The sequence below is a fragment of the Kineosporia sp. NBRC 101731 genome (assembly GCF_030269305.1).
GTDB lineage: Bacteria > Actinomycetota > Actinomycetes > Actinomycetales > Kineosporiaceae > Kineosporia.
The window spans coordinates 354,055-367,900 of sequence record NZ_BSTC01000006.1 but is presented as its reverse complement, the minus strand read 5'-3'; the positions used below and the strand labels follow the sequence as shown (position 1 = coordinate 367,900).

The 13,846-nt window shown below is 70.1% G+C and carries 11 protein-coding genes; all 11 read right to left on the bottom strand.

Annotated features, from left to right (window positions below; all coding sequences use genetic code 11):
- The coding region (locus tag QSK05_RS19515) for a hypothetical protein (protein ID WP_285598683.1) at positions 1-187 on the bottom strand (187 nt) is incomplete at its 3' end.
- A 559-nt stretch (positions 188-746) separates the two neighbouring features.
- Positions 747-1,343 carry a GTP-binding protein gene (locus tag QSK05_RS19510; RefSeq protein ID WP_285598682.1) on the bottom strand — a complete coding sequence of 199 codons (597 nt, stop codon included), beginning with the start codon at positions 1,341-1,343 and terminating at the stop codon, positions 747-749.
- A complete protein-coding gene (locus QSK05_RS19505; RefSeq protein ID WP_285598681.1) occupies positions 1,324-1,689 on the bottom strand; it encodes a DUF742 domain-containing protein in 366 nt (121 codons plus the stop codon). Before QSK05_RS19505 ends, QSK05_RS19510 begins: the two co-directional genes overlap by 20 nt.
- Positions 1,686-2,111, bottom strand: coding sequence for a roadblock/LC7 domain-containing protein (locus QSK05_RS19500; RefSeq protein ID WP_231481581.1), 426 nt, complete (start codon positions 2,109-2,111; stop codon positions 1,686-1,688). Before QSK05_RS19500 ends, QSK05_RS19505 begins: the two co-directional genes overlap by 4 nt.
- Before the next feature lie 81 nt (positions 2,112-2,192).
- Positions 2,193-5,087 (bottom strand): sensor histidine kinase, encoded by a 2,895-nt coding sequence (locus QSK05_RS19495; protein WP_285598680.1) that lies wholly within the window; start codon positions 5,085-5,087, stop codon positions 2,193-2,195.
- 556 nt (positions 5,088-5,643) lie between these two features.
- Positions 5,644-6,489 carry an orotidine-5'-phosphate decarboxylase gene (pyrF, locus tag QSK05_RS19490; RefSeq protein WP_352301926.1) on the bottom strand — a complete coding sequence of 282 codons (846 nt, stop codon included), beginning with the start codon at positions 6,487-6,489 and terminating at the stop codon, positions 5,644-5,646.
- Positions 6,490-6,494: 5 nt separating this feature from the next.
- On the bottom strand, positions 6,495-9,824 hold the full coding sequence (carB, locus tag QSK05_RS19485) for a carbamoyl-phosphate synthase large subunit (RefSeq protein ID WP_285598678.1): 3,330 nt from the start codon (positions 9,822-9,824) through the stop codon (positions 6,495-6,497).
- Positions 9,808-10,944, bottom strand: a complete 1,137-nt coding sequence (gene carA / locus QSK05_RS19480) for a glutamine-hydrolyzing carbamoyl-phosphate synthase small subunit (protein WP_285598677.1) — start codon at positions 10,942-10,944, stop codon at positions 9,808-9,810. The genes carB and carA overlap by 17 nt, the downstream gene beginning before the upstream one ends.
- Positions 10,941-12,248 carry a dihydroorotase gene (locus QSK05_RS19475; protein ID WP_285598676.1) on the bottom strand — a complete coding sequence of 436 codons (1,308 nt, stop codon included), beginning with the start codon at positions 12,246-12,248 and terminating at the stop codon, positions 10,941-10,943. Before QSK05_RS19475 ends, carA begins: the two co-directional genes overlap by 4 nt.
- Positions 12,248-13,210 (bottom strand): aspartate carbamoyltransferase catalytic subunit, encoded by a 963-nt coding sequence (locus QSK05_RS19470; RefSeq protein WP_285598675.1) that lies wholly within the window; start codon positions 13,208-13,210, stop codon positions 12,248-12,250. Before QSK05_RS19470 ends, QSK05_RS19475 begins: the two co-directional genes overlap by 1 nt.
- The gene (gene pyrR / locus QSK05_RS19465) at positions 13,207-13,833 is read right to left on the bottom strand and encodes a bifunctional pyr operon transcriptional regulator/uracil phosphoribosyltransferase PyrR (RefSeq protein ID WP_285598674.1); all 627 of its coding nucleotides are present in this window, start codon (positions 13,831-13,833) and stop codon (positions 13,207-13,209) included. The genes QSK05_RS19470 and pyrR overlap by 4 nt, the downstream gene beginning before the upstream one ends.
- Positions 13,834-13,846 lie beyond the last annotated feature (13 nt).

The window sequence follows — 13,846 nt, the reverse complement described above, 5'->3', positions numbered from 1 at the left end:
CGTGGACCCGGGCGTGGACCCGGGCGTGGACCCGGGCGTGGACCCGGGCGTGGACCCGGGCGTGGACCCGGGCGTGGACCCGGGCGTGGACCCGGGCGTGGACCCGGGCGTGGACCCGGGCGTGGACCCGGGCGTGGACCTTGACCTGAGCCGACCCAAAATCGCTCTCAATCGGCCCGGAACCCATCGCAGTCTCCGAATCCCACCCTCACTGCGCCACGAATCGGTGCCAGAGACCGCGGGAGGCCTCCCGGGGCGCGGGCGGGCCCGCCTGCAGGGTAAAAGGTTACCGATGGGTCACAGCGGGGCCCAGCGGGCAGCACAGGCCTGCGACGGTCGAGGTCTGCTCCGATCCCGGCGCCGGTGGGCTGCGGGACATCCGCAGCTGGAGCCCTTCCCGACGCGTCCACCAGTCCCGAGCCGGTTGTCCCCGTCCACCCACATACGCCGTCGACCAGCGCCTGCCGGGCGTTCCGGAGGGCCGGGCGTTCCGCAGAGCCACGCCCTCCGCAGAGCCACGCCTTCCCGGAGCCCCTCCGCCCACGCCGCCGACCCAAGGCAGCCACCCGCCCACCACAGCCCCTCAGGCCGTCACCGCGCCTGGTCCTGACCTGGGCCCCGACATAGGTCCTGACATGGATCCGGGCACCCCCGGACGCCAGTGGCGCCGGAAGTGCCCGGTTCTCTTGCTGCGATGCGATGCTGACCGGTGCTGGACCCGGTGCCGCCGGTCGGGAATCCCCGGGTCAGGCCGGGGCCGCGGTGGCCATGCTGATGGCGTGCTCGGCCAGGGTGACCAGCAGCTCCTTGCACGAGGCCCGCTGACGCACGTCGGCCAGCACGACCGGCACACGGTCGTCGAGGTCGAGGGCGACGCGCACCTCGTCGGGGTTGTACTGCTCGTCCCCGTCGAAGCAGTTCACGCCGACGACGAACGGAATGCCCCGGCGCTCGAAGAAGTCGACGGCCGGGAAACAGCTCTCCAGCCGACGGGTGTCGGCCAGCACGACGGCGCCGATCGCGCCCTCGGCCAGCTCGTCCCACATGAACCAGAATCGGTCCTGGCCGGGCGTGCCGAAGAGGTACAGCACCAGTTCGGGGCTGATCGTGATGCGGCCGAAGTCGAGAGCCACCGTGGTGGTCTTCTTCTGCTCGACGCCGGAGAGGTCGTCGACACCGCGGCTGAGCTCGGTGATGAGCTCCTCGGTACGCAGCGGCGGGATCTCGCTGATCGTGCCGACCATGGTGGTCTTCCCGACCCCGAAGCCACCCGCGATCAGCAGCTTCACCGCTGTCGCGCGCACCCCGGGCCGCTGGTTCGGGTCAGAGTCGGCGTATGCCATTGATAACCGCCTGAAGGACGTTGATGTCGGGGGTGACGGCCGACCGGAACATCAGCAGCTGCCGGTCGATGAGGTCACCGATGAGGATTTTCACGACGCTGAGCGGCAGGCCCAGATCGGCGGAAACCTCTGCGATGGACTTGGGGTGCTGGCACATGGTGATGATCTGGAGCCCTTCGGGTTCCAGATCATCGGCCAGCTGGGGGGTCACCCGCTGCAGGGCCACCACCAGCGTGATCATCGCGAGATCGCGCTGCTTGCTGGTGGTGCGCCCACGGGTCAGCGCGTACGGCCGGACCAGCGGCCCGGCCTCCTCGTCGAACCAGTGCTGATCCGACGGGGTCACGGCCTCGGTCCCGCCCCGGGCGACGCATCCTCCCGAGGCTGCGAGCTGAGGTAGGTACCGACCTGTTTGACCAGCAGGTTCATCTCGTAGGCGACCATGCCCATGTCGGCGTTGACGTCGGCCAGGAGCGCAAGACACGCGCCCTGACCGGCCGCCGTGACGACCAGGAAATAGTTGTCCATCTCGACGACCGTCTGCCGCACCCCGCCGCCGCCGAAGTGGCGACCGGTACCGCGGGCCAGGCTCTGGAAGCCGGAGGCGACCGCGGCCAGGTGCTCGCCGTCATCACGGTTGAGGTTGCTGGACCGGCCGATGAGCAGGCCGTCGGACGAGAGAACGATCGCCCGGTCCGCGCCCGGGAGCCGGCGGAGCAGATCCTCCACCAGCCAGTCCAGGCCACCCATCGCGCTGTTCTGCGTCATCTCGCCTTCCAGTCAGTGGTTCGCGGGAACAGTGTTCTCGCCTGCCTTCTCCTTGGTGATGCTGGTGTTCGGCCGTGGCGGTCAGGCGCCATCGGGCCGTTCCGTGCGGCCGCGCTGGGTACCGCGCTGGAACGCGGCCATCCGGTTGCGGGCCGCTTCCGGGTCCAACGGGCCCGTGGTCTCGGAGTCCTGGGGCATCGCCCCGGTGCTGGGCACAGGGGAACTCTTCAGCCGGTCGGACAGGTTTGCCTGCCGGACGCGGCGTGGCAGTTCAGGACGACCGGTCCGGGTCGCGCCCCGGGTCACCGAGGTTCCCGGGGAGCTGCCCCGTACTCCCGCGGGTGGGGTGGGGGCACCCTTGGCCAGGCCGGCCGGGCTCGACATCGGCGCGGGCATCTGGCTCTGCGACATCCCGCTGCTGCGCACCGGAAGACTGCCGGTCGCCGGGCCGGCGGAGCGTGAGGCCAGGTAGTCGGCGCGGGCCTGCGGGTTCACCATCGGCTCGCTCCCCCCACCGGACTGATCGATGCGCGAGGACGGCGGGTAGCCCGGCGACGAGGAACGCATCGGCTCCGGTGAACGGGAGGCCGAGGGCATCGGGCGGATCTGACCGCCCGGAGCGCCCAGACCGTTCTGGCCCCTCAGACCGTTCTGGCCGTCCTGGCTGTTCTGGCCGCCCTGCTCCGGCCCCCGGCCGATGCGCTGCAGCGGGCCGGTGGGGTTGCGCGGCCCGTCCGGGGCCACGGACAGCGCCGGCGCGGAGGAGCGGAAGGGCCGCTCCGGGGTGCCGTCGCCCGGGACGACCGTGATCTCGCCGGTCATCTCGCCGGTGATGGCCATCCGCTCGTGCAGGGACCGCGCACCGGGTGCCACCGCACTGTCGTCGGCACCGTCCAGGGCCAGCGTGCCGGTGCTACCGGTGACACCGCCGCCGGAGGCGTCGAACAGGTCGGACGGGATCAGGACGACGGCCTTGGTTCCGCCGTAGGCCGGCGACGGGGTCAGCGTGACCCGGATGTTCTGGCCGGCGGCCAGCTGGGCCACCACGAACATGCCCAGGCGAGGTTCCTCGCGCAGGGTCAGCGCGTGGAAGTCCGGTGCCGTGGTGAGCATCTCGTTGAGCTCGGTGAGTTTGTCGGCCGGGATCCCGAGGCCCTGGTCCTCGATCTCGAGCACCAGGCCCTTACCGACCAAGTTGCCCCGTACCTCGACCTTGGACATCGGCGGCGAGAAGGAGGTGGCGTTGTCGACGAGCTCGGCGAGCAGGTGGATGACGTCGGCGACCGCGCCACCGTTGATGGACAGGCGGGGCAGACGACCGACCGACACCCGGGCGTAGTCCTGGGCCTCGGAGATCGACGACCGCACGACCTGCAGCAGCTCGACCGAGTTTCGCCAGCGGCGACCGGGCTGGCCGCCACCGAGGATGACCAGGTTCTCGGCGTTCCGGCGGGCGCGGGTGGCCAGGTGGTCGAGCTCGAACAGCAGCTCGATCTGCTCCGGGTCCTCCTCGAACCGCTCGGCCTTCTCCAGCACGCCCAGCTGCCGGTGCACGATGACCTGGCTGCGGTAGGCGATGTTGAGGAACACCTCGCGCAGGCCGTTCCGGGTCTCGGCCTCCTGCACGGCCGCGTTGACGGCGACCTCCTGCGCGTGGTTGAACGCACTGGCGACCTCACCGATCTCGTCCCGGCCGTAGTGCAGTTTCGGCATCTGCCGGGTCTCGTCGTCGACCTCACCGGTCCGCAGACCCTCGACCAGGGCGGGCAACCGGTTGTCGGCCAGGTCCAGCGTCTGGTCGCGCAGACCACGCAGACGGCGGGTCAGGCGGTTGGACTCGCGGGCGGTCAGCGACAGCACGATCGCGGCGAAGATGACCAGGCCGATACCACCGGCGATGGACTGTGTGTAGCGCGTCTCGGCCAGGTCGACCGCCATGCCGGAGGAGTAGGCGAGCTGGCTGATCGCGATGTCGACGAGCTGGTCGGTGACGTCGTTGTGGGCGGTCTCCCAGGCCGACGACGGGATCGGCAGATCGGCCTTGACGTTGCCGTTCCTGATCTGGGCCGGCGTCGGCTCACTGCTCAGCAGGGTGTTGGTGGCCCCGGTGACCTCGGCGACGGGTGTACCAGCCAGCAATTTCTGGCGTTCCCGTACGGTCAGCGCGTCGGCACTGAGCACGGCCTGCTCGATCCGGGCCTGCTGACGCCAGCTGTCGCTCTCGGTCAGCGCGGTGATCTTGGCCAGGACCCCGGGATCCGTGATCATCTGGGAGAGGAACTCCAGACGGTCGCGGTAGACCCCACCGGTCTTGACGAAGGTCTGGTACTCCTCGGGGGTCAGGCCCTCGTTCGACAGGGCCAGGTAGGCCAGCGCGTTGCCCTGAGACATCTGGTTGACCAGGTGGATCAGCTCGGACGCCTCCCGCTCCTGCTGGCCGGACTCACCGTTGGGCGTGGTCCGGGCCATCAGCGAGATGGAGCGGTACGTCAGGTCGACGAAGTTGCTCCAGTACTGCTGGGCGTCGGCCGCCGGAAGGGTGCGGTCGTCCACGCTCTTGCGCATCTGCGCCATGCCGCCGCCGAGTGCACCCAGGTCGGCGAAGACCGGGGCGAGGTAGTCGGGCGAGTTCTCCTGCAGCAGGACCGCGTCCTCGTTCAGCGTGGCGAGCACCTGATCGGTCCGTGCGCGCTGGGCGTCGAGCTCGGTCCTGCTCGCCTTCGGGTCGGCCAGATAGACGACGCTCAGCCGGCCCTCCCGCTCGGCCTCGGGGATGAAGGCACGGGACGAACCCAGCTGCGTCTCCATGACGCTGTTGCCGTCGCGGATGTCGCGGGCCGACAGGGCCAGGTAGCCGGCGAGGATCACGCCGACGACGAGGAGGGAGAGGCTGGGCACCCAGCCGAGCAGCAGGATGCGGGTCCGGATCGACCGGCCACCCATTCGCGTTCGAGGACCGCGGGCCTTCGGAGCCATCGAGACGGCATTCCTTCCCGAACCGCGGGACCGAGGGTATGGGCCACGACCTCCACCCTCGAGGAGCTAGGGGGTGGGACAGGCCACGAGCTACCGCAGGCTGGGAGCCATCACCCAGCGCGCAAGAAGAACGCTCGCATTCCGTCGGGCAGTGACGATCTCCTGAGTCCGGGTCCGTGTGAACGTTTCCGGCATGGTGAGCAAGTGCGGGGGGGATCTCGGGCGCCTTGGGCACACCCGTTGTGCCGCATCCGATTTGATACGGATGTGGCCCTGAGGGGTGCAACATTGTCACTGCTGAGTTATGGGCGTCAAGTGCGGTTTACGCAGAGTGTACGGATACCTACGAACTCGACAGGGTTCTCCCCGACAATTGTCGATTCCCACTCTATGTCACCAGAAGGGCACTCAGAGAAGTCTCATTCATGGACCTCCCACCACGAAACGGACAAACGAACGCCCGGTCACCGGAAAGGTCCGGCGACCGGGCGTTCGTATCGATCAACGCAGTGTCAGGTTCGATGTCAGGTTCGATGTCAGGTTCGACACGGCCGGGTCACGCCCGCAGGGCGTTCTCCACCGCCTCCACCGAGCGGGCCGCGGCCTCCCGCAGCCCCGCCACGGTCGGCCCCGCGCCCAGTACCTCGCGCGAGGAGTTGGGCAGCACCTGGTCCAGGGCCGGACCGAACACCGCGCGCAGATCTTCCGGAGTGGCCCCCTGCGCCCCGATACCGGGAGCCAGGATCGGGCCGTTGATCACCGAGAGATCGTGCTCGCGGCCCACTCCGGTCACCGTCGCACCGACCACGACACCGACCGAACCGGTCGGCGAGGCGCCCGCGTTCTCCGCGGCCACTGCGTCGATCATGGTCTGCGCCACGGTCTTCCCGTCCGGCCGGCGGGCGTGCTGCACCTGCCCGCCCTCCGGGTTGGAGGTCAGGGCCAGCACGAACACCCCTCTGCCGTTGGCCGCGGCCAGGTCGAGAAGCGGCCGCAGCGAGCCGAATCCGAGGAACGGCGACACCGTTACCGCGTCACCGGCCAGCGGCGAGCCCTCCCCCGCGAAGGCATCGGCGTAGGCCGCCATGGTCGAGCCGATGTCGCCGCGCTTGGCGTCGACGATGCTCAGGGCACCGCCGTCCCGGATACCGACCAGAGCCCTCTCCAGCACCGCCACCCCGGCCGAGCCGAACCGCTCGAAGAACGCGGCCTGCGGCTTGATCACCGCGACCCGGTCGGCCAGGGCCTCCACCACGGTCAGGGTGAATCGCTCGAGCCCGGCCACGTCGTCGGACAGACCCCACTGCGCCAGCAGCGCCGGGTGCGGGTCGATCCCGACACAGAGAGACCCCCGCGAGCTGACCGACGTCCTCAATCTCGATCCGAAGGACACCGCCGACACCGAGCTCACAGCTGCTGCTCCGCGCGCAACTCACCCAGACGCGCGGCGTGCTCCTGGAGCGACGCCACCCGGACCGGCTCGTTGCGGGCCGCCTCGATCGCCTGCACGGCGGCCGAGAACTGCTGGATGGTGGTGATGATCGGCTTGTCCACGGCCGTGGTGGTGGCCCGGATCTCGTAGCCGTCCATGCGCGCCGCCGGGCCGGACGGGGTGTTGACCACCATGTCCACCTCGCCCGCGGCGATCATGTCGACGATCGTCGTCTCCTCCGAGCCACCCCGGGCCGAGCCACCGAGCCCGAGCTTGCGCACCCGGGTCGAGGCGATGCCGTTGCGCCGCAGCACGTCCGCGGTGCCGTCGGTGGCCAGCACGGTGAAGCCGAGGTCGACCAGGCGCTTGACCGGGAAGATCATCGCCCGCTTGTCCACGTCGGCGACCGACACGAACACCGTGCCGGTGTCGGGCAGACCGCCGAACGCCGCCGACTGGGACTTGGCGAACGCGTGCGGGAAGTCGGTGTCGATGCCCATGACCTCACCGGTGGAACGCATCTCCGGCGAGAGCAGGGTGTCGACGATCTTGCCCTCGGCGGTGCGGAACCGCTTGAAGGGCAGCACGGCCTCCTTCACCGACACCGGCGACTCGGCCGGCATCGTGCCCCCGTCGCCCTGGGCCGGCAGCATGCCCTCGGCGCGCAGGTCGGCGATGGTCGCGCCGAGCATGATCCGCGCCGCGGCCTTGGCCAGCGGCACCGCGGTCGCCTTGGACACGAACGGCGCCGTGCGGCTGGCCCGCGGGTTGGCCTCGAGCACGTAGAGGACGCCGGCGGCCAGGGCGAACTGGACGTTCAGGAGCCCTCGGACCCCCACACCCTTGGCGATCGCCTCGGTACTCACGCGCACCCGATCGATGTCGCGCTGTCCCAGGGTCACCGGCGGCAGGACGCACGCCGAGTCACCGGAGTGGATGCCGGCCTCCTCGATGTGCTCCATCACGCCGCCCAGGTACATCTGCTCCCCGTCGTACAGGGCGTCGACGTCGATCTCGATGGCGTCGTCGAGGAATCGGTCGACCAGGACCGGGCGGCCCGGGCCGATCTCGGTGGCGCGCTCGAGGTAGTCGGCCAGTTGGGTCTCGTCGTAGACGATCTCCATGCCGCGCCCGCCGAGCACGTACGAGGGACGCACGAGCACCGGGTAGCCGATGCTGTCGGCGATCTGCTTGGCCCGGGGGAAGCTGATGGCGGTGCCGTGCTTCGGCGCGAGGAGACCGGCCTCGGCCAGCACCTCGCCGAACAGGCCCCGGTCCTCGGCCAGGTCGATGGCCTCCGGGCTGGTGCCGACGATCGGCACCCCGTTGGCCGCCAGCGCCGCCGCCAGGCCCAGTGGGGTCTGGCCGCCGAGCTGCACGATGACACCGACGAGCTCACCGGAACGGCGCTCCGCGTGGACGATCTCGAGGACGTCCTCGAGGGTCAGCGGCTCGAAGTAGAGCCGGTCGGAGGTGTCGTAGTCGGTGGAGACCGTCTCCGGGTTGCAGTTGACCATGATGGTCTCGTACCCGGCGTCGCGCAGCGCGAACGAGGCGTGCACGCAGGAGTAGTCGAACTCGACGCCCTGGCCGATCCGGTTCGGGCCGGATCCGAGGATGATCACCTTGCGCCGCCCGGACGCGGTGACCTCGTCCTCCTCGTCGTAACTGGAGTAGTAGTACGGCGTGCTGGCGGCGAACTCGGCCGCGCAGGTGTCGACGGTCTTGTAGACCGGCCGCACCCCCAGTGCGTGCCGCACACCACGCACGACGTCCTGCGCCATCCCGGTCAGCGCGGCCAGCTGGACGTCGGAGAAGCCGTGCCGCTTGGCCTCGCGCAGCAGGTCGGGCGTGAGCGCCTCGGCCTGCGACACCGACAGGGCGATCTCCTGGATCAGCATCAGCTGGTCGAGGAACCACGGGTCGATCTTCGTGGCCTCGAACAGCTGCTCGATGCTCGCACCGGCCCGGATCGCCTGCTGCACCTTCAGCAGCCGGTCTTCCGTGGGCACCTTCATCTGCTCGAGCAGCGGCTCCAGGGCCGGGACCGGTCCGTCCCAGTGGAACGCCGCGCCCTTCTTCTCCAGCGAGCGCAGCGCCTTCTGCAGGGCCTCGGTGAAGTTCCGGCCGATGGCCATGGCCTCGCCGACCGACTTCATCGTGGTGGTCAGCGTCGGGTCGGCCGCCGGGAACTTCTCGAAGGCGAACCGGGGCACCTTGACCACGACGTAGTCGAGGCTGGGCTCGAAGCTGGCCGGGGTCTTCTCGGTGATGTCGTTCGGGATCTCGTCGAGCGAGTACCCGACGGCCAGGCGGGCCGCGATCTTGGCGATCGGGAAGCCGGTGGCCTTGGACGCCAGGGCCGAGGAGCGCGAGACCCGCGGGTTCATCTCGATGACGACCACGCGGCCGTCTGCGGGGTTCACCGCGAACTGGATGTTGCAGCCGCCGGTGTCCACGCCGACCTCGCGGATGACCGCGATGCTGATGTCGCGCAGCTTCTGGTACTCGCGGTCGGTCAGGGTGAGGGCGGGTGCGACGGTGATCGAGTCACCGGTGTGGACGCCCATCGGGTCGAGGTTCTCGATCGAGCAGACGACCACCACGTTGTCGTTGTGATCGCGCATGAGTTCGAGCTCGTACTCCTTCCACCCGATGATCGACTCCTCGATCAGTACCTCGGTGGTCGGCGAGTAGTGCAGGCCGGCGCCGGCGATCCGGTCCAGGTCGGTGCGGTCGTAGGCGATGCCGGAGCCGAGGCCGCCCATGGTGAAGCTGGGACGCACCACGACCGGGTAGCCGAGCTCGCCGGTCGCGGCCACGCAGTCGTCCATCGTGTGGCAGACGAAGCTGCGCGACACCGTGGCGTCCAGGCCGTGGTTCTCGCGCACCCGGTCGACAACGCCCTTGAACAGCTGGCGGTCCTCACCGGCCTCGATCGCCGCGACGTTGGCGCCGATCAGCTCGACGTTGTACTTCTCGAGGACGCCGGCGGCGTGCAGGGCCATCGCGGCGTTCAGCGCGGTCTGGCCGCCCAGGGTGGCGAGCAGGGCGTCGGGACGTTCCTTGGCGATGATCGCCTCGATCACCTCGGGGGTGATCGGCTCCACGTAGGTGGCGTCGGCGAACTCCGGGTCGGTCATGATCGTGGCCGGGTTGGAGTTCACCAGGACGACCCGCAGGCCCTCCTCGCGCAGCACCCGGCAGGCCTGGGTGCCGGAGTAGTCGAACTCGCAGGCCTGGCCGATCACGATCGGGCCGGAGCCGATGACGAGGACGCTGGAGAGATCAGTTCTTCTGGGCATCGGCGCTGTGCTCCCCCATCAGATCGGCGAAGCGGTCGAACAGGTAGCCCGCATCGTGCGGGCCGGCTGCCGCCTCGGGGTGGTACTGCACCGAGAATGCAGGCCCGTCAACAAGATTGAGACCTTCGACGACATCGTCGTTGAGGCAGACATGGCTCACCTGCGCCTGCCCGAACGGGGTGGCGAAAGTGCCGTCCCGGGGCGCGTCGACGGCGAAACCGTGGTTGTGCGCGGTGACCTCGACCCGGCCGGTGGTGCGGTCCATCACCGGCTGGTTGATGCCGCGGTGGCCGTAGCCCAGCTTGTAGGTGCCCAGGTCGAGGGCGTGGCCCAGGATCTGGTTGCCGAAGCAGATGCCGAAGAACGGGATCCGCCGGTCAAGAACCTCTTTCAGCAGGCCGATCTGCTCCTGCATGGTCGAGGGGTCGCCCGGGCCGTTGGAGAAGAACACCCCGTCGGGGTTCGCGGCGAGCACGTCGTCCAGGGTGGCGGTCGAGGGCAGCACGTGAGTCTCGATGCCGCGCTGCGACATCCGGTGCGGGGTCATCGCCTTGATGCCGAGGTCGATCGCGGCCACGGTGAAGCGCTTCTCGCCGGCGGCCGGGACCACGTAGCGCTCGGCGGTGCTGACCTGGTCGGCCAGCGAGGCGCCGCTCATCTCCGGGGCCTGGCGGACCTGCTGCAGCAGGTTCTCTTCCGAGGGCAGCGAGCCGCCGGAGAAGATGCCCACCCGCATGGCGCCCCGCTCGCGCAGGTGACGCGTGATGGCGCGGGTGTCGACGTGGGAGATGCCCACGACGCCCTGCGCGGAGAGTTCGTCGGGCAGCTCGCGCTTCGCCCGCCAGTTCGAGGAACGACGTGCGGGGTCACGCACGACGTATCCGGCCACCCAGATCTTCGAGGACTCGTTGTCCTCGTCGTTCACACCGGTGTTGCCGATGTGCGGGGCGGTCATGACGACCACCTGGCGGTGGTAGGACGGGTCGGTCAGCGTCTCCTGGTAACCGGTCATCCCGGTGGAGAACACCGCCTCGCCGACCGTGCTGCCGACGGCACCGTAGGCGCGTCCGCGCCAGCTGGTCCCGTCCTCGAGCACGAGGACTGCGGGGACGGATGTCACAGCGGCACCTCCGAAAGAGCCTCGTTGAGGACGCCGTCCAGAACGGTCGGGCGTCCCGCGTAGATGGTCGCCACGACACGACCGTGCATCGTCCGGCCCCGCACCGGAGAGTTACGGCCCATCGTGGCCTGGGTGGCAGGATCGCATTCCCACCGGGCCGAGGGGTCGACCAGGGTGAGGTGAGCGGGCTCGCCGGCCGCGATCGGGCGGCCCTGGCTCGCGACCCGCCCGATCCGGGCGGGCTGGACCGACATCCTCATCCCGACCTGTTCCCAGGTCAGCATTCCGGTGTCGACCATCGCCTCCTGCACGATCGACAGCGCGGTCTCCAGGCCGGTCATGCCCATGGAGGCGACACCCCACTCGCAGTCCTTGGCCTCGACCGGGTGCGGGGCGTGGTCGGTGGCGACGATGTCGATCGTGCCGTCGGCCAGGGCCTCGCGCACGGCCTGGACGTCGGCGGCGGTGCGCAGCGGCGGGTTGACCTTGAACACCGGGTCGTAGCTGCGCACCAGTTCGTCGGTCAGCAGCAGGTGGTGCGGGGTGACCTCGGCGGTGACCTTGATGCCGCGGGTCTTGGCCCAGCGCAGGATCTCCACCGAGCCGGCCGTGGAGACGTGGCACACGTGCAGGCGGGAGTCGACGTGCCCGGCCAGCAGCACGTCCCGGGCGATGATCGCCTCCTCGGCGACCGCCGGCCAGCCGGTCAGGCCGAGCTCGGCCGAGACCGATCCCTCGTGCATCTGCGCGCCCTCGGTCAGGCGCGGCTCCTGGGCGTGCTGGGCGACGACCCCGTCGAAGGCCTTCACGTACTCCAGGGCGCGGCGCATCAGCACCGGGTCCCAGACGCAGTGCCCGTCGTCGGAGAACACCCGCACGCCGGCCGCGGAGTCGGCCATCGCGCCGAGCTCGGCCAGACGCTCACCGCCCAGGCCGACGGTGACGGCACCGACCGGGCGCACGTCCACCCAGCCGTACTCGCGGCCCAGCCGCCAGACCTGCTCGACCACGCCGGCCGTGTCGGCCACCGGGTCGGTGTTGGCCATCGCGTGCACGGCCGTCCAGCCGCCCATCGCCGCGGCCCGGGTGCCGGTCTCGACCGTCTCGGCGTCTTCCCGGCCGGGCTCGCGCAGGTGGGTGTGCAGGTCGACCAGACCGGGCAGGGCGATCAGCCCGTCCGCGTCGATCACCTGGGCACCGCTCGCGGTGACCGGGCCGACCTGGGTGACCAGACCGTCCTCGATCAGGATGTCGGTCGCCGGACCGCCCAGCGGACGGGCGCCCTTGATCACGTAGGAGCCCATCAGGCGTCCTTTCCTTCGGCCTGCCCGGACAGGAGCAGGTAGAGAACGGCCATCCGCACGGCGACCCCGTTGGCCACCTGCTCGACGATGGTGGAGCGCGGCGAGTCCGCCGCCTCCGCAGTGATCTCCAGGCCGCGGTTCATCGGCCCGGGGTGCATGACCAGCGCGTGGTCCGGCAACCGGTTCATCCGGCGGGCGTCGAGCCCGTAGCGGCGGGAGTACTCGCGGGCGCTGGGGAAGAACGCGTCGTGCATCCGCTCCCGCTGCACCCGCAGCATCATCACCGCGTCCAGGTCGCCGTGACCGCCGTCGACCACGTCGTCCAGATCGTACGAGGTCGAGCACGGCCAGTGACCGATCCCCACCGGTAGCAAGGTCGGTGGCGTGACCAGCACCACCTCGGCGCCCAGGGTGTTCAGCAGCGTCACGTTCGAGCGGGCCACCCGGCTGTGCAGCACGTCGCCGACGATCGCGACCCGCTTGCCCTTGAGGTCGGCGCCGATGGCGTCGGGCACGAGCCGCTGGCGCAGCGTGTAGGCGTCCAGGAGCGCCTGGGTCGGGTGCTCGTGCGTGCCGTCGCCCGCGTTGACGATGGTGCCGTCGATCCAGCCCGCATGGGCCAGCCGGTGCGGTGCGCCCGAGACCGAATGGCGGACGACGACCGCGTCGGCCCCCATGGCCTTCAGGGTCAGGGCCGTGTCCTTGAGGCTTTCACCCTTGGAGACGCTCGAGCCCTTCGCCGAGAAATTGATCACATCGGCCGACAGGCGCTTGGCCGCGGCCTCGAACGAGATCCGGGTGCGCGTGGAGTCCTCGTAGAAGAGATTCACCACGGTGCGGCCGCGCAGGGTCGGCAGCTTCTTGATCTCGCGCTTCTGCGTGGCCGCCATCTGGTCGGCGACGTCGAGGATCTGGATGGCCTCGGCCGGCGACAGATCGGCGGTGGAGAGCAGGTGTCTCACTGGGCCGCACCTCGATCCGGGCTGGTGATGCTCACGACGTCTTCTCCCCCGTCGACCTCGGACAGCCGCACCCGCACCCGTTCCAGGGTCGAGGTGGGCAGGTTCTTGCCCACGTGGTCGGCACGGATCGGCAGCTCGCGGTGACCCCGGTCGACCAGCACGGCCAGACGCACGGCGCGCGGGCGGCCGAACTCGGACAGCGCGTCCAGGGCGGCGCGGATCGTGCGGCCGGAGTAGAGCACGTCGTCCACCAGGACCACGATCTTGTCGTCGATGCCGCCCTCGGGCAGGTCGGTGCGCGCGATCGTGCGGAAGGCCTGCCGGCGCAGGTCGTCGCGGTGCATCGTGACGTCGAGGGTGCCCACCGGGACCTCGGTGCCCTCGATCGAGGCCAGGCGCGCGGCGAGGCGCTGGGCGAGCGTGACACCACGGGTGGGGATACCCAGGAGGACGAGGTGCTCGGCGCCCTTGTTCCGCTCCAGCACCTCGTGGGCGATGCGGGACAGGGCGCGGCCGATCTCGGCGGGTTCCAGGACGGCCCGGACGACCTCCGCCCCGTCGTCCACGACGGGTTGATCTTCCGGTGCGCTGGGTGAGCTCTGGGCAGGGCGTGCGGGCGACATGTGTCGACCCCCT

What these genes read in the sequence shown, in the direction of transcription:
- QSK05_RS19475 (WP_285598676.1), bottom strand. Translation starts at nt 12,248, where the DNA reads ATGGGCTCCTACGTGATCAAGGGCGCCCGTCCGCTGGGCGGTCCGGCG.
- QSK05_RS19495 (WP_285598680.1), bottom strand. Translation starts at nt 5,087, where the DNA reads ATGGCTCCGAAGGCCCGCGGTCCTCGAACGCGAATGGGTGGCCGGTCG.
- carB (WP_285598678.1), bottom strand. Translation starts at nt 9,824, where the DNA reads ATGCCCAGAAGAACTGATCTCTCCAGCGTCCTCGTCATCGGCTCCGGC.
- pyrR (WP_285598674.1), bottom strand. Translation starts at nt 13,833, where the DNA reads ATGTCGCCCGCACGCCCTGCCCAGAGCTCACCCAGCGCACCGGAAGAT.
- QSK05_RS19510 (WP_285598682.1), bottom strand. Translation starts at nt 1,343, where the DNA reads ATGGCATACGCCGACTCTGACCCGAACCAGCGGCCCGGGGTGCGCGCG.
- QSK05_RS19500 (WP_231481581.1), bottom strand. Translation starts at nt 2,111, where the DNA reads ATGACGCAGAACAGCGCGATGGGTGGCCTGGACTGGCTGGTGGAGGAT.